General features: G+C 49.1%; 13 protein-coding genes. 8 read left to right on the top strand and 5 right to left on the bottom strand.

Annotation, left to right across the window (positions count from 1 at the left end; translation table 11 throughout):
- Positions 1-109 precede the first annotated feature (109 nt).
- The gene (locus N3Z11_RS01735) at positions 110-886 is read right to left on the bottom strand and encodes an arylamine N-acetyltransferase family protein (protein ID WP_260655419.1); all 777 of its coding nucleotides are present in this window, start codon (positions 884-886) and stop codon (positions 110-112) included.
- 197 nt (positions 887-1,083) lie between these two features.
- Here N3Z11_RS01735 and mtnK point away from each other — a divergent pair, with 197 nt between their 5' ends.
- The gene (gene mtnK / locus N3Z11_RS01730) at positions 1,084-2,289 is read left to right on the top strand and encodes an S-methyl-5-thioribose kinase (protein ID WP_260655418.1); all 1,206 of its coding nucleotides are present in this window, start codon (positions 1,084-1,086) and stop codon (positions 2,287-2,289) included.
- 154 nt (positions 2,290-2,443) lie between these two features.
- On the opposite strand, the gene N3Z11_RS01725 is transcribed toward mtnK, so the two are convergent.
- Complete coding sequence (locus N3Z11_RS01725; protein WP_260655417.1) at positions 2,444-3,214, bottom strand: substrate-binding periplasmic protein; 771 nt, start codon at positions 3,212-3,214, stop codon at positions 2,444-2,446.
- Positions 3,215-3,483: 269 nt separating this feature from the next.
- Between N3Z11_RS01725 and N3Z11_RS01720 the strand changes: the two genes are divergently transcribed.
- From N3Z11_RS01720 to N3Z11_RS01705, 4 genes are all read left to right on the top strand, one after another.
- Entirely contained in the window at positions 3,484-3,846 is a 363-nt protein-coding gene (locus tag N3Z11_RS01720; protein ID WP_260655416.1) for a VOC family protein, read from the top strand.
- Positions 3,847-4,184: 338 nt separating this feature from the next.
- The gene (locus N3Z11_RS01715; RefSeq protein ID WP_260655415.1) at positions 4,185-6,440 is read left to right on the top strand and encodes a TonB-dependent receptor; all 2,256 of its coding nucleotides are present in this window, start codon (positions 4,185-4,187) and stop codon (positions 6,438-6,440) included.
- Positions 6,441-6,563: 123 nt separating this feature from the next.
- Positions 6,564-8,765, top strand: a complete 2,202-nt coding sequence (locus N3Z11_RS01710; RefSeq protein WP_260655414.1) for a TonB-dependent receptor — start codon at positions 6,564-6,566, stop codon at positions 8,763-8,765.
- Positions 8,766-9,029: 264 nt separating this feature from the next.
- The gene (locus N3Z11_RS01705) at positions 9,030-10,409 is read left to right on the top strand and encodes a flavin monoamine oxidase family protein (RefSeq protein ID WP_260655413.1); all 1,380 of its coding nucleotides are present in this window, start codon (positions 9,030-9,032) and stop codon (positions 10,407-10,409) included.
- Positions 10,410-10,456: 47 nt separating this feature from the next.
- Here the strand turns inward: N3Z11_RS01705 and N3Z11_RS01700 are convergent, their stop codons facing one another.
- On the bottom strand, positions 10,457-11,353 hold the full coding sequence (locus N3Z11_RS01700) for a LysR family transcriptional regulator (protein WP_260655412.1): 897 nt from the start codon (positions 11,351-11,353) through the stop codon (positions 10,457-10,459).
- A 139-nt stretch (positions 11,354-11,492) separates the two neighbouring features.
- Here N3Z11_RS01700 and hutH point away from each other — a divergent pair, with 139 nt between their 5' ends.
- The gene (hutH, locus tag N3Z11_RS01695; protein WP_260655411.1) at positions 11,493-13,001 is read left to right on the top strand and encodes a histidine ammonia-lyase; all 1,509 of its coding nucleotides are present in this window, start codon (positions 11,493-11,495) and stop codon (positions 12,999-13,001) included.
- Between the two features lie 12 nt (positions 13,002-13,013).
- Positions 13,014-15,011, top strand: a complete 1,998-nt coding sequence (locus tag N3Z11_RS01690; RefSeq protein ID WP_260655410.1) for a urocanate hydratase — start codon at positions 13,014-13,016, stop codon at positions 15,009-15,011.
- 504 nt (positions 15,012-15,515) lie between these two features.
- Here N3Z11_RS01690 and N3Z11_RS01685 read toward each other — a convergent pair.
- Positions 15,516-17,009 (bottom strand): serine hydrolase, encoded by a 1,494-nt coding sequence (locus N3Z11_RS01685; RefSeq protein ID WP_260655409.1) that lies wholly within the window; start codon positions 17,007-17,009, stop codon positions 15,516-15,518.
- A 1,274-nt stretch (positions 17,010-18,283) separates the two neighbouring features.
- Between N3Z11_RS01685 and N3Z11_RS01680 the strand changes: the two genes are divergently transcribed.
- Positions 18,284-19,015, top strand: coding sequence for a PEP-CTERM sorting domain-containing protein (locus N3Z11_RS01680; protein WP_260655408.1), 732 nt, complete (start codon positions 18,284-18,286; stop codon positions 19,013-19,015).
- A 244-nt stretch (positions 19,016-19,259) separates the two neighbouring features.
- Here N3Z11_RS01680 and N3Z11_RS01675 read toward each other — a convergent pair whose 3' ends face one another.
- Positions 19,260-19,973 carry a hypothetical protein gene (locus tag N3Z11_RS01675; RefSeq protein WP_260655407.1) on the bottom strand — a complete coding sequence of 238 codons (714 nt, stop codon included), beginning with the start codon at positions 19,971-19,973 and terminating at the stop codon, positions 19,260-19,262.
- Positions 19,974-20,147 lie beyond the last annotated feature (174 nt).

Genomic DNA, 20,147 nt, shown 5'->3' with positions numbered 1-20,147 from the left:
GTTGGCCTGTTATTTTTTGCACCTGGCCGAAGCAAGGCTTTGTCTTTGGGCAAAAGCACCTTGTACCGAGCGCCACACCAGACATTGATGGAGAGCTTTGGCAAAGACGTCAGGCCTTTAAGCCAAACTCAGCTTCCAGCAAAGCAGCAACCTGCGCCGCTTCCACCTGCTGCACCTGAGTCACCCCGGCCACTGTTTGTTTAAATTCGTTACCCACCAGCATTTTACGGCCCTGTGCTGTTTGCAGAATAATCAGCAGTTTTTGCACAAAAATAGTGTCAGGGTGGGTCGAATTCAGGAAATTGGCCGGCATAAAATCCAGCCAGTCAGCCGGGTATAAATCAAAACCGTATTGATTGACCCAGTTGTTATCCAGCTGCGCCTGCAGCACATACTGGCCAGGCTCAGGACTGATTAAGCGGAACAGGTCAAAATCCTGTTGCTGCGCTAAATTCACCTGCGACAAAGCAATAGGCGCCCGCAAACCATAACTGCCAAAACCTAAATCACACAACAGCTGCTGCCCTTCTACTTTCACCAGCAGCGCCATATGGGTTTTGGGCCGGCGCATCGGGTAAAACATCGGCCGGCAGAACACAAACTGATACTCCAGCCCCAGCGCCGTCATCGCCATGGCAAAAAGGCCATTCACTTCGTAACAATAACCACCGCGGCGTGCTTTGCCGTCATTGCCGACAATTTTTGCAACTATCTGCTCAGGCTCGAGCGACACCACTTTTTTCGCCTGCACATCAAGATTTTCAAAGGCAATGCTGCGCAGCTGCTGCTGCATCAGCGCTGTGACAGTGGCAATATCCGGTTGTACCGGCTGCTGATAACCAATACGTTGCAGGTACAGTTCAAGACTAAAATTGCTGGCGTACATCTTTTACTCCACGCTTTTGTGCTGAAATTGGCGTTATTGTCACCGATTTTTCCCAATGCCGCCATCATGCCAGACGATAGCCTGCACCGCTCTGGCGCAACATCAACCCCACAGCAACAACAAAGCTGGTCACAAAGCCATTGCCGCAGCCCCTGAGCTTTGCGATGATAATTTATCTTTGAAAACAGGTTAACCTTATGCCGCAATACCAACGTTTTACCCCGGATGATGCCGCAATTTTTGCCAATGACCACAGTGAGTTATTTGGTGTACACAGCAAACTGACCAGTGTCAGCTTTGGCGACAACCATATGAATCAGGTATTTCGGGTAAAAAATCAGTTTGGCACCAGCCTGATTGTGAAACAGGCACTGCCGGTGGCGCGTGGTTTAAGCGAACAGTGGCCACTGAGCCTGGACCGGTTACGGATTGAAGCCGAAGCTTTAATTCAGCTGGGCAAAGCCTCGCCGGACCATGTGGTGGAAGTGCTGCATTATGATGCGGAGCAGGCCGCTATGCTGCTGGAGGATTTAGATCAATACGAGCTACTGAGTAAGACCCTGGCCAGTGGCCGGCAATTTCATCAACTTGCCGAACAGCTGGCGCAACTACTGGCGCACAACAGTTTTTTCAGCAGCGACTTTGCCACTGATATTGCCGGTAAAAATACTGCACTGAAAAAATTTAATAACCCACAGGCGCAGCAGGTAGTGGAGGATTTGTTATTAAGCGACCCTTATATCAATCATGAGCGCAACCAGCATCAGCAACATTTACAACAACTGGCCCGTCAGCTGTGGCAGGACGAAAAACTGCAGGCGGAGGTCGCCTCGTTACGCGCCGCTTATCGCAGTTGCCCACAGGCTCTGCAACATGGTGATTTAGGCTGTAACAGCATTTTTGTCTGTGGTGACGACATTAAAGTGATAGACGCCGAATTTGCCTGTTATGGCCCGGTCGGTTTTGATTTAGGTATATTTTTTGGCAGTCTGATGCTGCAATATTGCGCTGCGCCCGGAGTCATTAGCGAACCCAAACGCGCTCAGGATCAACAAAACTATCTGCACAACCAAATCAAAGAATGCTGGTTGCATTTTGCCAAAACCTTTTTAAATTTGTGCCGGCAGCATTGCCGCGATCCGCTGTTTAGTAACAGCGCTTATCAGGAAAAATTTCTGCAACAGGTGCTGCGTTATAGCATTGGCTTTGCCGGCGCTGAATTAATCCGTCGGGTGATAGGCGCCTTTCCTGCTGCCGAATTTAAACAAATTGCCAATGCCACAGTCAGACAACAGGCGCAGCAACAAGCCATTCAGTTGGGCTGTCGTTTAATCATGCTGCACACTGAAGCCAACAGCATCAGTCAGTTGCTAAGTCCGTTGCAGGATTTGCAAACACAATAAAGTCTGTGACAAGAGGAGTAGCAGGACAAAAGGCTGCTGATGGGTAGCCACTCTTATTCAGAACTACTATTCATAATTACAGAAACCACAGCACTGTACTACGCATAACAACTCAAACCGCTGACCCCAAAACTGGCTGTCGGTGTATTTGTTATTAGAGTTGTGGTTGATACCTTTGCTGAATATGACGCACTGTCTGGTCTTTTTCCATCGCCAGCCAGGCTTGTTGCAGTTTGGCAAACTCTGCCGCACTAATGCTTTTTTTGCTAAAGCCAAAATAAACCGGCGCCTGATAAACCTGCACTATAGGCTGGTATAAATCGGCACTTTTTTGTTTATGCTGTTGCCAGTAGTACAGCACTGAGCGGTCTTCCAGAATGGCGTCCACCCGGTCGGCATTGAGCAGCGCTAATTTGTCCTGGATACTGCTGATGGGCACCAATAAAGCCGCAAAGCCCGGGTTGCGCTGAACCGCAGCAAAATCCTCACCATAATAAGCGCCGTTTAATACTGCAATACGGGGGGCCGGCTTCAGATTGACGGTATCGGTTAAGGTTCTGACTTCTTTAAAATCCGCCGCTTTGCCAATCAACCAAATGGCTTCCAGATGATGCGGACCGAGAAAATAATAATCTTTTTCACGCTCGGCGTTACGGTACAGGTGACTGATCACATCCAGTTCGCCACTTTTTAATTGCATCAGCGAACGCAGCCAGGGGCTTGAGCGATAGTCAATGTCACAACCCACTTTTGCTGCCAGGGCCTGCAGTAGTTCCGCAGTTTGTCCATGCCAGTGCTGCTCGTCGTTTTTAATCAGATGCGGCGGAAAATCGGTTTCAGCTGCAAAGCGCAGCTGACAAGCGTTGGCTTGCAGACTAAATGCAACACATAACAGCGCTAATACAGACTTTGGCCATCCTTTCACAACAACATCTCCGGCAAATCACAGCATTTTAATAAAACAAGGTACTGCATTCCGTTTGGCAGATAAATAGCTGGTCATTTTTTTACCACCAGAAGCGGCAATTTAGCGATGGCGTGCCGCAAGCTAAAGGTGCGCACTGTAGATAGCAGCTTCAGCACCGGCTGCACTTCCCCGCACTTCCCCTTCCCCCCGCACTTGCACGCGCTTTGGTTTTTCAGGTGAAACATGCTACAACTGAGCCCGGTATCAACAGCAAAAGAGACTCTGCAATGCAAAAAGTAACAGGGATAGGCGGTGTGTTTTTAAAAGCGCGTGACCCTATGGCACTGGCGCTCTGGTATCAGCAACATCTGGGCGTACCTTTATTGCCGGGCAGTCCTTATGGCAGTTTTATCGCGCAAAGTCAGGATGAAACTGTCTGGTCAACTTTTGCCGACAGCAGCGATTATTTTGGCCGACCGGAACAACAAATGATGCTGAACTACAGAGTGACGGATTTAAACGCCATGCTGGCGCAACTCAAAGCCGCAGGTGTGCGGGTGGATGAACAACGCGAGTCCGGTGACTACGGCGATTTTGGCTGGGCTTATGACCCCGAAGGCAATAAATTTGAGTTATGGCAGCCGAAATAACCACCCCCTGAGTTGCGCCGGCGACCGCTGGCTTCCTTCTTTTCAACAACAGATTAAAGCCTGCTCCCTGCAGTTAGCCTTTTTCTGACATTTATCCCGAATATGCAGCCAAATGCTGCCAACTCCTGCAATAACAAGCAGTTATCACGAATTAATGGTATATTAGCTGTTGATTATCAGACAGTATTGTGGTCACTCCAATACTGTCGGGCTGGCGGGCAGCGTGAAAACTGCTACACCTAAGCAGTTGCTTCAATACACTGTTATCGCTCAGGTCATAACTGAAAAAGCGCACAGACGCTCCACCCCAATCGGGCTCAAACTAAGGGTATCCACTGATGAAAAGCAAACAATCATTGTTAGCTCTGCAGATCAAGGCCGCTTTAATCGCTGCCACTGTTGGTCTTTCTCCTGCCGCTCTGGCGCAGGAAAGTGACAAAGCCAAACAGGATGATCAACAACTTGAACGTATTATGGTGACAGCGCAAAAACGCGTGCAAAGTACACAGGAAGTGCCTATTTCGGTCGCCACTTTATCGGGCGAAAAGTTTGATGCTATTTTTTCTGCCGGTGATGACATTCAGGCGCTGGGCGTAAAAGTACCGGGTTTATTTGCTGAATCATCGAACGGCCGTGCCGCGCCGCGTTTTTATATCCGTGGTTTAGGTAACACCGACTTCGACCTGGCCGCTTCACAGCCGGTGTCGGTGATTATGGACGACGTGGTGCTGGAAAACGTGATTTTAAAAAGCTTCCCGCTGTTTGATATTGAGCAGGTGGAAGTAGTACGTGGCCCACAAGGCACTTTATTCGGCCGCAACACCACTGCCGGTATTGTCAAATTCAGCACCGCTAAACCACGGCAGGATTTTGATGCTTATACCAAATTTTCTTTAGGTAACTATGGCACCCGTAATGTGGAAGCCGCTGTTGGCTCTGGCCTGACTGACGAGCTGTCAGCCCGGGTCTCTGTATTGTCACAACACCGCGACCACTACATCAACAACACCTTTACCAATGAAAACGACGTGATGGGTGGTTTTGATGAAACGGCCGGCCGCCTGCAATTTTTATATGAAACCGGTAACCTCAGCGCATTACTAAACGTGCATGGTCGTAAATTAGACGGTACCTCGTCTATTTTCCGCCGTAACGTTTTTACCAAAGGCAGCAATGAACTGAATGCCAATTATGACCGCGACAACGTGGCATATGATGGCGGCAACAACTTCCAGAAATATGACAACTCAGGTGCGTCGTTAAAACTGGATTTTGATCTGAATGATATGACCTTCACTTCTATTACCGCGCACGAACAGGCCGACGGTAATGGCCGTGGTGATATCGACGGTGGTACTGAGGCTGGTCCGGGTCCTTCTGCTGTTGGCAATGCAGTGACTGAAGATCAACTGAAAGACTTAAAACAGTTTACCCAGGAATTCCGTTTAGCCAGCGACACTGCCGCTGCGCTGGAATGGCAGGTCGGTGCCTTTTATTTTGACTCTTCTTTTGGTGTCACCAGTATCGACGGCTTTTTTGGTCAAACTTCAGTCTACCATGACAACCAAAGCTGGGCTGTGTTTGGCCAGAGCACCTACAACCTGAATGACCGCTGGGATGTGACTGGTGGTATCCGTTACACCCACGACAAAAAATCTTTTGATGTCGGCGAGCAGAATGTGAATGGTTTTGCTTTAGTGATTGGTGTGGCGCAAATTCAAAACTACGCCCCTATAAACTTAAGCGACGGCCAGGTGAGCTGGGAGCTTGCCACTAACTACCGTGTTACAGATCAAACTTCAGTATTCGCCCGTTTTGCCAATGGCTTCCGCGCCCAGTCTATTCAGGGTCGTAACGTGGCGTTTGAAGAAGATCCAACCACAGCCAAATCTGAAACCATCAATTCTATTGAAGTGGGTGCCAAATCAGACTTACTGGGTAACACGCTGCGCTTAAACGGTGCTGTGTTCTATTACAACATCGACGATATGCAGCTGTCAGCTATTGGTGGCAACAACAACGGCAACTCGCTGGTGAACGCGGAAGAAGGCACAGGTTATGGTTTTGAAATTGACGCAGACTGGCGTGCACTGAGCAACCTGACGCTGGGTGGTGGTTTTAGCTACAACAAAACTGAGTTAAAAGACCCTAACCTGCGTGTTGGTGTTTGCGGTTCAGGCATGTGTACGGCATTGGACGACACCATCACGGTGGGTACGCCACCCTTTACCAAAACACTGGCTTATGTCAATGGCAACCCATTCCCACAAGCGCCTGAAACTATCCTGACGCTGAACGCCCGTTACGACATTCCGGTTAAAACCGGTGAAATCTACTTCTACACTGATGTGGCTTTCCAGGGCGAAACCAACCTGTTCCTGTATGACTCTGTTGAATTCAAAACCGACGACAATATGGAAGCAGGCCTGCGTATTGGTTATCAGAACTACGACGGTAACTACGAAGTGGCGTTATACGGCCGCAACATTACCGACGAAGATAACGTTAAAGGTGCAGTGGACTTTGCCAACCTGACCGGTTTTGTCAACGAACCGCGCATGGTGGGCATTGAGTTTAAGAAAAGCTTTTATTAACAGCTGATGCATTGATGCTGTGATGACAGAACACAAGGCGCCACAGGCGCCTTGTTTTTGCCCGCAGCACATCCGTGATTGCTGATCACACAACCCCCCGAAAAAATAACAAGGAAGCTCTGCATGAAACAGCATCCCAACACTCTACCCAAGGTGAATACCCGCCTCAGCCTTGCCGCTGTTGCTATTGCCACTGCTTTTTCCGGCATGGCGCTGGCCGACGAAGAGAAGGTGCAGCAAAACGAAGAAAAGAAAATTGAGACCATTCAGGTTACCGCCACTAAACGCACCCAGGTCATTTATGAAGTGCCTGTGGCTATCAGCGCTTTTAATGGTGATGCGCTGGCCAAACAAGGCATCAGCGATTTAACCGACGTGGGTAAATTTGTGCCCAACCTCAATGTCACTGGTTTTTCTGCCGGCCATACCTCATCGGCCAACCCTTTTATCCGTGGCATTGGTTTGCAGGATCACTTAATTACCACTGATCCTGGCGTCAGCGTTTATGTAGATGGGGTCTATCTTGGCCGTCAGGTCGGTCAGAACTGGAACCTGGGTAACATTGAACGAATCGAAGTATTACGTGGCCCACAAGGCACTTTATATGGCCGTAACTCTATTGGCGGTGCCATTAATATTATTACCAAACAACCGGATGAAGTGGCGCTCACCAAACTGACGCTGCAGGGCGGCAGCCGTGGCCGGTTAAAAACCGAACTTTTTGCCAACCGCGAAGTAAACGACATGCTGGCGGTGAACCTGAACGCCGGTTACAACCAGCGTAATGGTTTAGGCAAATTTATTAATGTGCCGGACGCTAAATATGATGTGGGTGAAACCAAAGAAGCGCACGGCCGTTTTTCGGCAAAATTAACACCCAATGACGACTTTAGCCTGGTGTTCACCGCAGATGCCAATGACGGCGACGGCGGCCTGCGCCCTTACACTGTGCTGATTGACGAAGTGCCGACCGGCGCTTATTACAGCGGTATGCGTTTTGGTGCACCAACCCCAACAGGCCCGCTGCGTAACGCCGATTTGGCCGCCAATATTTATGACAATGCCACCGGCACCAAAGAAGTAACTGAGGTCAACAATAAAGCCAGCGGTTTGTCACTGACCGCCGACTGGAATCTGAATGATGAGCTGACGACCAAAGCGGTGTTCAGTAACCGCAGTTCAGAATACAAAGCAGGTTTAGATGATGACGGTACTATTTATGTGTTGGACCACTATCCGGAACGCGGCGAAGCCGACCAAACTTCAGTGGAATGGCAACTAAGTGGTATGTACGGTGACTGGGATTTTGTGTCTGGTTTGTACTGGTTTGAAGAAGAAGGCAAAAACCGTCAGGGCGCCGATTCACGTTTTAACGGCGGTGCCAACAAACTGGAGCTGGATCAAACCTCCACCAGCCGCGCTGTATTTGCCAACGTGGGTTATCAGCTGACGGACGAACTGCGCCTCGCCGGTGGTTTGCGTTTTAACAAAGACAAAAAAGAAGTGCTGGCAGATGTTGGCATAGGCCCATTTGCTGCCAGCGACGAATGGAGCCAGATGAGTTACGACTTATCGGCCAGCTACCGCCTGGAAAACGGCATGAACCTGTACGGCAGCATCCAGAGTGGTTATCAGTCGGGTCAGTTCCCGGCGCGGCCTTATTGTTTATTTGGTAACCCGGCTTGTTTAGTGGCGAGCGACAACATCACCGCTGTGAACTACGAAACCGGTATCAAAGGCCAGCTCACCGACACCTTCAGCATGAGTATTGCACTGTTTAATACCGAGTTTGAAGATTTACCTTATCAGGTGAGCACCACGGCTGCCGGTGGTTTTAGCACCACCAACCTGGTGGTGAGCCAAACCTCACGCGGTGTGGAATGGGAAAGTACCTGGTACGCCACAGACGCTTTTAAACTGCACACCGCCATTGGCTGGATAGATGTGGATGTTGACGAAAAAGACGGGGTGAAGCCGGTAGCACCACTGACACCAGAACTCACCGCCGCCATTGGCCCTTCTTATGAATTTGCCTTAGCAAGTGGCGCAACTATCACAGCCCGCCTCGACTATTCGTTCCGTGACGACATGTACGGCGAACCAAGCTCAGACCCTGGCCGTTTAACGCTGGTGCAAAGCCGCGAGCTGGTCAACTTTGATATTGCCTACAGCCCAGCCAACGCCGACTGGACTTTAGCACTGTACGGTCACAACGTGTTTGACGAACGTTACGACAACGCCCGCTTAAATACTGGTGATTATGTACTGCGTATTTTAAGCAACGACGCCAGCGAGTTTGGTGTGCGTTACAATATCAGCTTCTAAAAATCAGCCGCAGCCTTTAGCGACAAAGCCCGGTAGCAAATGCCGGGCTTTTTTTATACTCAATCTGCTGCCGCGAAAAAGTGGCAACTCCGTTCAGGCATGCTCAGGCAGCTAAAACAAGCAAAGGCAACAGCGGCTATAACTAAAACTCAACTGTAATGCTGGCCCGCTGCTACAGTTGCTGAGCTACCGGTTCTGCGCTGGCAACTGTTTGCGGTTTTTTGCGTGATTGGCGTTTTGGCGGTTTTTGTAAAAAGAGGCGATATGAACAGACGTGATTTTATTGAACTGTTGCTGCTGGTATTTGGCGCCACCAGCACAGCTGCCTGCGGCATCACAATGAACAAGCAACATCAATCCGCCGGCAAAGGCAAAAAGCGTATTCTGGTGATTGGGGCTGGTCTTGCCGGGCTTGCAGCTGCACGCGAATGTCAGCGCCATGGCCATCAGGTGACTGTGCTCGAAGCACGCGAACGCATTGGCGGGCGTATCAACACCAGCAGAGCCTGGCCGGATCTGCCCCTGGACCTGGGAGCCAGCTGGATCCACGGTGTAAACGGCAATCCGCTGACAACGCTGGCCGATGAAATAAACGCCAAACGCTGGCTGACCAGTTATCAGCGCGCCGCTACTTACCATGGCAAAGGGCATTTACTCAGTGGCGAGGAAGAAACAGCGCTCGACAGCATACAACAACAGCTGTTGAAAACACTGGCGCAGGCGCAACAAGCAGAGCAGGATCTGTCGCTGCAACAAGCGGTTGCCGGGCTAAGGCAGCAGTTCAAACACGATGCCGAAGCAATGGCGTTATTCAATTTTTGTTTATCGTCCGGCTATGAACAGGAATATGCCGGCAGTGCCAGTGAGCTTTCTGCACATTGGTTTGACAACGGCAAATTTTTCAGCGGTGATGATGCACTTTTTGCCGCGGGCTTTGGCGTGATCACCGATTATCTGGCCAAAAACTTGGCTGTCAAACTGGCGCAACAGGTCACTGCCATTGATTACAGCGCAACAGCTGTACAGGTGCGAACAACACAAGCCAGCTTTGTTGCCGATCAGGTGTTAATCACCCTACCCCTTGGCGTGTTACAGCACCAATCAGTGCGCTTTGTGCCTGAATTGCCGGCGGCCAAGCTTGCGGCCATCGACAAGCTTGGCATGGGCGTTTTAAACAAATGTTATTTGCGCTTTAACCAGGCATTCTGGCCAAAAGATGTTGATTGGCTTGAATATATTGCGCCAAAGCATGGCGAGTGGACTGAATGGGTCAGTTTTATGCGTGCGGCACAAGTGCCGGTATTATTGGGTTTTAATGCCGCAGAGCATGGACGTGCCATTGAAAAATTAAGCGATGCCGGGATAGTAGCCAGTGCCATGGCCACACTTAAAACCATCTTTGGCAATAACATCCCCCAGCCTGTGGCCTATCAAATCACCCGCTGGGCGTCTGATGTTTTTGCCCGTGGTTCTTATTCGTATCAGGCGCTTGGCTCTAACCCACAAATGCGCGATGCACTGGCAAGTCCGGTGAATAATCAGCTGTTTTTTGCCGGCGAAGCCACAGAGCGCAATTATGCCGGCACTGCCCATGGTGCTTATTTATCCGGGCTCAGGGCTGCAGCTGAGCTCATCTCCAGCTGAAACCGGCCCTGTGATAAGTTTACAACTTTGGCCTCTGCTGATAGCCCTTAACCACTATGACAAGCCTTGATGGTTTTAATAGTGGCCTGCGCCAGCGGTGAGGTGGCATTGGTTTTGGAGGTGATTAACACCACCGGAATTTGATAATGATATTTTTCTGGTCTGATGGCCTGAAACAGGCCTTTTTCCACCCAATAACTGGCGTAATGCTCCGGTAAATAACCAATAAACTTGCCGGATAAAATTAAATGGGCAATGCCTTCGTCGTGATAAGCACTGGCGCTGTGCTGGTAATTCAGGCCGTCGTTCCGGATTTCTTTATCGCGCATATAGTTACTGGTAATGACTTCAGCCTGTGCCAGTAAGGTATTGATATCTTTGGCATCACAATCAAATAACGGATGGCCATGGCCACAATACAGATAGTTGGTTTCCAGATGCAAAGGCTCATAATTCAAACCGCGGATATGATGGCGGCTGACGCCAATACCTACCAAAGCACGGCCATTGGCCACCGAGGTTTCCACTTCCCGCGCTTCACAGACATGGATATCAAACTGCAGATTGTTACTTTTATCTTTCAGCGCCGCTATCGCCTGTGCCACACCACAACGCGGGTCGCTGACCAGAGTATCAATAATGGCAATAGTGACCCGGCCCGATAAATGGTGTTTGGAGCCCGCCACTGTGCTGGCAAAGGTTTCGCATTGTTGCAGAAGCTCTAATGATGCCTGATAGGTAATACGGCCAGCGTCTGTCAGTTCAAAACCGCTACGGCCGCGCTTGCACAGCGTCAGGCCTAAGCGGATTTCCAAATCAGATAAATGGGTGCTGATGGTAGAACGGCCAATATTCAGCCTGGATTCGGCTGCTGACAAACCACCGGATTCGACAATAGTGACAAAAATACGCAATAGCCGTAAATCAACGTCATGCACCTGCATTGCTCAACCGCCTTTTAGTTCGATAAATCCGGAATAAGATACGATTATTATGTATTTATAAAACATCTGGCACAAGCTAGCATTTGGTTATCAAGCGCCTTTTTGGCACCAGCTCCACAAGAGATTTAAGGAACAAACCATGGCATTTAAATACGGTATTGATCATCTGGACTTAACCACAGTCAACGGCATTGCCGATGGCAGCATTAAAGCGGAACTATGTGCTGAAGCTATCGCAAAAATTAACCAAAGCCGCAGCTGTGTGGATGTAATGGCAGCGTCCAGTAAAGCCATTTATGGCATTAATACCGGTTTTGGCCCTTTGTGCGACACCCAAATCTCTCCTGCTGAAACTGCGCTGTTGCAAAAAAACCTGTTGATTACTCACGCTGTTGGCGTGGGCGAACCTATTGCTAAAGCTATTTCCAAGCTGATGCTGATCACCAAAGTACATGCCCTGAGCCAGGGTTATTCCGGCGTGCGGCTGGAAGTGATAGAGCGCATGCTGAAGTTTGTTGAACTGGATCTGATCCCGGTGGTGCCGGAACAAGGTTCTGTTGGCGCTTCCGGCGACTTAGCCCCGCTGTCACATTTATTCCTGCCACTGCTTGGTGAAGGTGAGTTCTGGGCAGGCAATGGCAGCATTACAGCGCGCGAAGCCTTAGCACAGCACGGTTTAGCACCGCTGGAATTACAAGCCAAAGAAGGTTTGGGCCTGATTAACGGTACCCAGTTTATTTTGTCTCACGGCATTACTGCGCTGACCAAAATGCAGTACTTACTGAATTTAGCCGATGTGGCAGGCGCCATGAGTATTGAAGGTATGCAAGGCAGCGGCTCGCCGTTCCGGCCGGAACTGCACGAAATCCGCCCTTTTGCCGGCAATATTCAGGTAGCCGCACGCATGCGCCGGTTATTTAAAGATTCACAAAATATGGCCTCTCACACCGGCTGCGCCCGGGTGCAGGACCCTTATTCACTGCGTTGTATTCCGCAGGTACATGGCGCCTCACGCAACGCTTTTAACCACCTCAAAGAGCTGGTGGAAATTGAAATGAATTCAGTGACCGACAACCCTATTGTGATTAGCAGCGAAGAAGCGCTGTCAGGTGGTGGTTTCCACGGTCAGCCTTTGGCCATGGTGCTGGATTACACTTCGATTGCCGCCGCTGAACTTGGCAATATTTCCGACCGCCGTTGTTATTTGCTGCTCGAAGGCCTGCACGGTTTACCCCGTTTGCTGACCAAAGCCGGTGGCTTAAATTCGGGTTTGATGATCCCGCAATACACCACTGCTGCACTGGTGACTGAAAACAAATCTTTATGTTTCCCGCCTTCAGCCGACAGCGTACCAACCTCTATGGGTCAGGAAGATCACGTGTCGATGGGCAGTATCTCAGGCCGTAAACTGAACCAGATTTTAGGCAACCTGGAAAAAATTCTGGCAATAGAGCTGATGTACGCAGCCCAGGCCATTGAGTTCCGCCGCCCTAACACCTGCTCAGATTTAATTGAAGAAAATCATGCCATTATCCGTGCCAAAGTGGCCAAACTGGAAGAAGACCGGCTGTTAAAACCGGATATCGACGCCATGATCAAACTGGTCAAAACCCAGGCCTTGAAGGTCGACTTTGCGGTGAATGAATAAGGGGTGCAACAGATGACTTTTCAGGATCAAATCAAACAAGGTATTCCGGCCGAACTGCCAGCCGCCAAAGCTTACCCTGTGGCTGCGAACCGTGCGCCCAAGCGCAAAGACATTTTAACCAAAGCGGAAAAACAGCTGGCGGTGCGTAATGCACTGCGGTATTTCCCCAAAGCCTGGCATGCAGAGCTCGCCATAGAATTTGCCAAAGAACTCAACGACTTTGGCCGTATTTATATGTACCGCTTTAAGCCGGATTATGAAATTAAAGCCCGGGCTATCAGCGATTATCCAGCCAAATGCCAGCAAGCGGCCGCCATTATGCTGATGATAGACAATAACTTAGACCCTGCAGTGGCGCAGCACCCGGAAGAGCTGATTACTTATGGTGGCAATGGCGCTGTATTTCAGAACTGGGCGCAATACCGCTTAACCATGAAGTACTTAAGCGAGATGGCTGAAGATCAGACCTTGCATATGTACTCTGGCCATCCGATGGGTTTATTCCCATCCTCGGTGGAAGCGCCAAGAGTAGTAGTGACCAACGGTATGATGATCCCAAATTATTCCAAACCGGATGACTGGGAGCGGTTTAATGCCCTTGGCGTCACCCAATACGGCCAGATGACTGCCGGCTCTTTTATGTACATTGGCCCGCAGGGCATAGTGCATGGCACCACCATCACAGTGATGAATGCGTTTCGTAAAGTGCTGCAAAAAGGCGACACCCCTAACGGCAAAATTTTCTTAACGGCAGGTTTGGGCGGTATGAGCGGTGCTCAGCCTAAAGCCGGCAATATTGCGCGCTGTATTACGGTGTGCGCTGAAGTAAACCCCAAAGCCGCCACTAAACGCCACCAGCAAGGTTGGGTGGATGAGCTGATTGACAATATGCCTGCGTTAATAAACCGGGTGAAACAAGCCCAGGCCAATGCCGAAGTGGTGTCTATTGCCTATATCGGCAACGTGGTGGATGTATGGGAAGCCTTTGATGCCGAAGATATTTTTGTGCATTTAGGTTCAGACCAAACTTCTTTGCATAACCCATGGTCGGGCGGTTATTACCCTGTGGGCATTTCATATGATGAAGCCAACCGTTTAATCCGCGAGAAGCCGGATTTGTTTAAAACCAAGGTGCAGGAGACGTTAAAACGTCACGCCGCTATCGTGAATAAACACACGGCCAAAGGCACTTATTTCTTTGACTATGGCAATGCGTTTTTACTGGAAGCGTCGCGCGCCGGTGGTGATGTGATGGCGCAAAACGGTATCGACTTTAAATATCCGTCTTATGTGCAGGATATTTTAGGCCCTATGTGTTTTGACTATGGTTTTGGCCCCTTCCGCTGGGTTTGTGCCTCCGGCAAACCGGAAGATTTAGATAAAACCGACGCTATTGCCGCTGAAGTTTTACAAAACATCATGCGTGAAGCGCCGGAAGAAATTCAGCAGCAGATGCAGGACAATATCAGCTGGATCAAAGACGCGAAGCAAAACAAGCTGGTGGTGGGTTCTCAGGCGCGGATTTTATACGCCGACGCTGAAGGTCGCGCCAAAATAGCTCAGGCCTTTAACGAGGCTATTGCCCGCGGTGAAATTGGCCCAGTGGTATTAGGCCGTGACCATCACGACGTCAGCGGCACCGATTCGCCATTCCGCGAAACCTCGAACATTTATGACGGCAGCCGTTTTACCGCCGATATGGCCGTGCACAACGTGATTGGCGACAGCTTCCGCGGCGCTACCTGGGTGTCAATCCACAACGGCGGCGGCGTGGGCTGGGGTGAAGTGATGAACGGCGGTTTTGGCATGTTGCTGGACGGCTCAAGCGAGGCTTCGCGCCGGTTACAGTCGATGCTGTTTTTTGACGTCAACAACGGCATCGCACGCCGCAGCTGGGCCCGTAATAACGAAGCTGACTTTGCCATCAAACGCGAAATGGCCCGCACGCCTAAATTGCAGGTCACACTGGCCAACAGAGTGGACGACGATATTATCGAGCAGTTGTTTTAAGGCGGCATAGCTGCGGGTTTAAATTGCAGCTGCTTGAACACAGCCCTGCGTTTAAACTGCCCAGCTTTTAAACAAATTTGTTTTTAAGTGGGTTAAAAAAGATAAGAGCCGCAAGGCTCTTATCTTTTTTGTTTTTGGAGGCAGTGAAAATCTCTGCTGTAACCTGATTTCTTTTTTAGCAACGTTCCGCTGTAACCCAGCTGCTTTACTTAATTTTCTACTGTAACCAACCACCGGCAACTACTGCGTTCGCCCGTTCGCGCCTCCCGCGCTCACACTTGAATGCTCACTCCACAGCTCCCGTGTTTGGTTTGCTGAGGGCTCGAAATGCCGGAATGGAACGGCAGGTTCATTGTTGATTTTGCGGGTGAATTGGTGCTTGGAGCGAAAAGCGGATCTATCAGTGCCTTATTTTTGTGGAAATGAAAGATCCGCTTTGCTGCTGTTCGAATGAATTATCAGGCCAATGTGCAGTTGTACTGAAAATGAGACAAAATCATTCCTCTACTGCATCCTTTTGGCTGGGTACGTACCCATGCCGCGAACAAGTTTGAAGCCGATAATTGCACCATCATCACTCGATTCGAAATGTAACGTCATGTCTTGAGCTGTTGTGAAAAATGTAGTTTTCGATTCAGGGAAAAGTTCCATGCGCTTAGCGCCAAACAATTCGCTCTGGAAGTAGAGACGCTCTCCTTCGGCAACGACGTGAGCAGGCAAGTCCAGCAACTGATAGTCGCCTGCTAGCTGGCGGTTAATAGCTGCATCACCTTGAATCGAACCTTTCTCTAACACCTGATATTCAGGCCAGCCGTACTCTGCTGCAATGCTGCATAGGATCTCATCGATGAGCGCCGCACCGTTCTGGCTGTTGGTCATAATTACTGCACCTTGGCCAGACCGGGTGTAGCCATAAAGCTGCGCACGGTATCCTTCAGTACCGCCACTATGGCTAAAACTGGTTCGGTCGCCTAAGTCTTCAACAAAAAAACCCAAACCGTACTCACCCAAACCACGCTTTAGCATAAGCGAAGCACTATTGCGTGAAAGGACTTTAGAGGACTCACCTTCGGTAGCCTTTTGGACCTCAAGTATCACTTTCGCCAGGTCGCTGGGCGTACTCCACAAGCCAGCAGCGGCGGATTCCGGATAAATGTGCCATCCACCTGCGACGGCTTTACCTGCAGCGTCATATCCTGTCGCTGCCTGTTTACGCCAATGGAGGGGTAATGAGGTAGCGAATGTGCTCTGGTTCATCTCAAGCGGCTTAAGAACTTCTACTTTCATCAATTGATCGAACGGCTGTTTACTTGCTTCGGTCATCATCAATTGAATGATGCTGTAACCTCCACCCGAATAGCGCCATGTGGTTCCTGGCATGAGATCAACCCGGACTGGCTCTGAGTGTGCGGGGGTTACACCATTGAGAACCTCGACCAACCCAGGTAAAACCTGCTCCGGTGTATACCCCATAAATCCATGCACAGTTGTTCCGGCGCTATGATTGAGCAGCATACGCAGACTGATCGCTGTATCACGGGTGAACTCGTTTTGGGGGATCTTCCAGGAAACTAGCTGACGATTCGCGTCTGCGTCTAACGAAAGTTTGTCTTGCTCGACCAGACGCATGGCCCCCATGGCGCTAAGCGCTTTGCTAACCGAACCAGCCTGGAAAAGTGTGGTTGTGGTCGCAGACCTCTGGCTGGCGATATCAGCCATGCCGTAGGCTCTTGCCCATTCGACCCGACCTTGATTGATGAGGGCAATGCTCACTGCGGGAACCTGATGGTAGGCCATGCGATCCGTCAGGTTCATCTTCTGATCCGCAGAACCTCTCACTACAATCCGCGTAGAGAGCCCCCGCTCGACTTTGGTGATCCGTGCTTGAAGCGCAGCTGTAGCAGTCTCGGCAGAAGCTGGCTCCAGTGCGGATTGAGCTTGCGCGTAAAAGCCCCAAAGCAGCATCGTGCCGCAAAGTAGTGAGTATCGCTTCATCATGATTCCCTTCTCGGTAATTTGTAATTTAAGTAATGACGCCTAATTTTTTGATTCGAGATGAGTCAGGTATGGCATGTCATTTAATATCTTTTCTGTAAAACCGATTAGTCAAAACTTCTCTCTCAAAGGTTTAAATCAAGATTAAAAAAAGTCCCTGTGGAGCCCTGGCATACTGACCTTCCCCACAAATTTAACACCATGATATTGATGTGATTTCCAATAGGTTACCAGTTCATGCCAACTTTATACCCAACCTAATCACGCCTGTTTGCAGAAAGCGGCCTAAGTTCGGATAGCGCCCCCGGACTTTGTACTGATAAAGCATGGTGCCGGCGGCGTCATATTCCGCTATTAACTTAAAGCGGACATTGCCGTTTTTTTATTGGAAATGTCAGCAATTGGCACAAACCAGAACCCAATCCCCAAGCAAACGCTTTTGCTCCCCCTTAAGCCAAGCCGATAAAAATCGGAAGTTTGAGGTTTTAAGACGCCAACTGTTTGAGGCAAGTGACGCTAGCGGTCGCCGCCCCGTGGTTTTAAAAAGCAGGCGGCGCCTCAAACTTTTGATTTTTAGCGGGCTTTCGACGGCTTACCGGGGTCGTTTTTTGCGTCACTTTTTGTCGATACAAAAAGTGACTCGCCCGCGGAGGCGAGTCTCCGCTTAGCGCCATGCCGCAGGGCATCAAATAAAACAAACACTTCGCCTGTTAAGGCACACTGTCACCAGTAATGACCATAATCCCCAAGCCAGCGCTTTTCCTCCCATTTAAGCCAAGCCGATAAAAATCGGAAGTTTGAGGTTTTAAGACGCCAACTGTTTGAGGCAAGCGACGCTAGCGGTCGCCGCCCCGTGGTTTTAAAAAGCAGGCGCGCCTCAAACTTTTGATTTTTAGCGGGCTTTCGAAGGCTTACCGGGGTGATTTCTTTGGCTACTTTCTTTGTCAGCAAAGAAAGTAGCTCGCCCTTGCGGCGAAACCGCTTTTAAAACGCCATGCCGCAGGCATCAACAAAACAGGCCAGAGTGTTAACTATATGGTTAAATCACAGTGTCACCTATGTCCGTGTACTCCTGGAATAAGCAAAACCCAGCACAGCCTCCCTCAGCTGTGTAAAAGCTGGAGGTCAGGTCTGCCCTCCCCCGGAAATTATTCTCAAACCCAATCCTCAGGATAAATATTCATCTGGCGCCATCATTTCTGTCACATTACTTTACAATAATAGTAAACAAAATTGACAACCTCACATAACGCCATGAAATTAAAGGATTTTAAAAATTGGCATTAAAAGTGCTGTTCAATGCCGACCTATGGGTAAAAATCGTCAATCCTTTGGAAATCATCATGAAAAATAAAATGTTAAAAGCAGCAGTCGCTGGATTGGTGTTATCTCTCAGTCATGTTGCACAAGCTGGCATGGTGCCTGTTGGCGTGCAAAATGATATCAATTTCTCTACGGTAACTGCTGATTGGGGTTGGACACTTTGCCATCGCAGCAACTACGGTAGCAGTGTGTCTATTGCAGACATGTTTAGTACCTGTAATGGTAGTTATGTGATGCTGGCTGGTGCGTTAAGCACATCAAACAAAATTGATACGCTGGCAGCTGCTTTATTCTCTGATGTAACAACCTATACCTCGGTAAATACAACAAGAACCTCAAATGGCGCACAGTGGTATTTCAACGGTTATTCAATGGGTTTTGCTGGTTTGGGTGACATGATCAGTCAAACAACTGCTGACACCGCAGGTTTGAATGAAAGAGACCGTTTAAGTTGGCATACGACTATGTCGGCAGGTTTTTGGGACCAAAATTCAGCTTTATCTCCATTGCACGTTTATAACGGCTGGAGAAGTGGTAGTAACTATAATATCTACGAAGGTACTGATTGGGAACGTTTAGTATTTACCTATAACGCCCCGAAAAAAGATATTCCAGAGCCATCAACTCTTGCCATCTTCGGTTTGACCTTAGTTGCTTTAGGATTACGCCGCTTCAAAAAGCAATAAGCTTATTGATACCATTTAAAAAAACACCATATTATTGTGAGAATGCCAGTCCGTTAAACTGACTGGCATTATTTTTATGCGGATATTTACCGGGTTTTTGTTTAACTAAGCCTGGCTACCAATCTTCCTCACGCCTGAACGGCAACTTTAAGAATTCAGCTTTTCCTGTGAAATCATCGTTGTCAGCCGTTGACACAAAGTCACCTTTTGAAGGTAAACATCTGCATTAAGCTAGCATCAACAATCAAAGTGAAGGGCAAGTTGCCAGAAATTTCATCTGCACTTGTTCTGTCGCTTGCCCTCGCAGTTCACAGTCCTTTTCTCCCGGTATTTGTACAAATTGCCAGCTTAAATCAGATCGCAACAAGGGCAGTGCTGCTGCCATACAGTCTGTGATACGCGAGGAACTTTCAGCCAATACTGTTTGAGATTCGGGGTCTTGGATCGCAACCGGCGGCACCGAAGTTTTTCGCTGATTTGAAGGATTTTCAGTGATTACAATTTCGCCGGCAGGGTCTACCGTAACATCGTAAACAAGAGAGAGCGCAGTACTGGCCGGATACTTGCCAAAACGAAATTCGATCCGTCGAACTCTTCGATCCACCAGTACCGCATCTTGCCCAAAACCTGGCCTGAGAGTCATCGGATCCAAAGCAATAGATTTTGGGGCCACAAAATCAAGCAGAGGTTGATAGAAATAGTCCTGATTCCTATCGTGAAGTTGGCTTAAGCTCTGTTGTAAGGTGTTTGAATTGCGAAAGTCCAACTGAAACTGCAATAGCATCAGTTCTGTATTTTGCAGACATTGATCAGGCAATTGTTTTGCCAGCTCAGAAGACAATTGAAACTCAGGTACATCAATGACTAACCAGTTATTTGACAGCGGTTTAAACTGTATTGCCGCCACCCACAACAACACACCAGATACACACATACCGATCAATAACTTAAGCGACATTCCCTGCTCCATTGCTGCGTCTGTGTTTTTTATTGAATTGAACTGATCAGTACCGGCAACATTCGACACTTTGCTAAGCACAGTTCTTCAATTCAAAACTCTTGGCTTAAACAGCCAAAAGTACTATGCCTTCTGGTTTTGTTGTAATCAACCTCAATATATTCAAAAACATGC

Source organism: Rheinheimera sp. 4Y26, assembly GCF_025245835.1.
Classification (GTDB): Bacteria; Pseudomonadota; Gammaproteobacteria; order Enterobacterales; family Alteromonadaceae; genus Pararheinheimera.
This window is presented reverse-complemented; position numbering and strand designations above follow the sequence as displayed.

Coding starts and splice junctions, on each gene's coding strand:
- N3Z11_RS01735 (WP_260655419.1), bottom strand. CDS start 886: ATGTACGCCAGCAATTTTAGTCTTGAACTGTACCTGCAACGTATTGGT.
- mtnK (WP_260655418.1), top strand. CDS start 1,084: ATGCCGCAATACCAACGTTTTACCCCGGATGATGCCGCAATTTTTGCC.
- N3Z11_RS01720 (WP_260655416.1), top strand. CDS start 3,484: ATGCAAAAAGTAACAGGGATAGGCGGTGTGTTTTTAAAAGCGCGTGAC.
- N3Z11_RS01715 (WP_260655415.1), top strand. CDS start 4,185: ATGAAAAGCAAACAATCATTGTTAGCTCTGCAGATCAAGGCCGCTTTA.
- N3Z11_RS01710 (WP_260655414.1), top strand. CDS start 6,564: ATGAAACAGCATCCCAACACTCTACCCAAGGTGAATACCCGCCTCAGC.
- N3Z11_RS01705 (WP_260655413.1), top strand. CDS start 9,030: ATGAACAGACGTGATTTTATTGAACTGTTGCTGCTGGTATTTGGCGCC.
- N3Z11_RS01700 (WP_260655412.1), bottom strand. CDS start 11,353: ATGCAGGTGCATGACGTTGATTTACGGCTATTGCGTATTTTTGTCACT.
- hutH (WP_260655411.1), top strand. CDS start 11,493: ATGGCATTTAAATACGGTATTGATCATCTGGACTTAACCACAGTCAAC.
- N3Z11_RS01690 (WP_260655410.1), top strand. CDS start 13,014: ATGACTTTTCAGGATCAAATCAAACAAGGTATTCCGGCCGAACTGCCA.
- N3Z11_RS01685 (WP_260655409.1), bottom strand. CDS start 17,009: ATGATGAAGCGATACTCACTACTTTGCGGCACGATGCTGCTTTGGGGC.
- N3Z11_RS01675 (WP_260655407.1), bottom strand. CDS start 19,973: ATGTCGCTTAAGTTATTGATCGGTATGTGTGTATCTGGTGTGTTGTTG.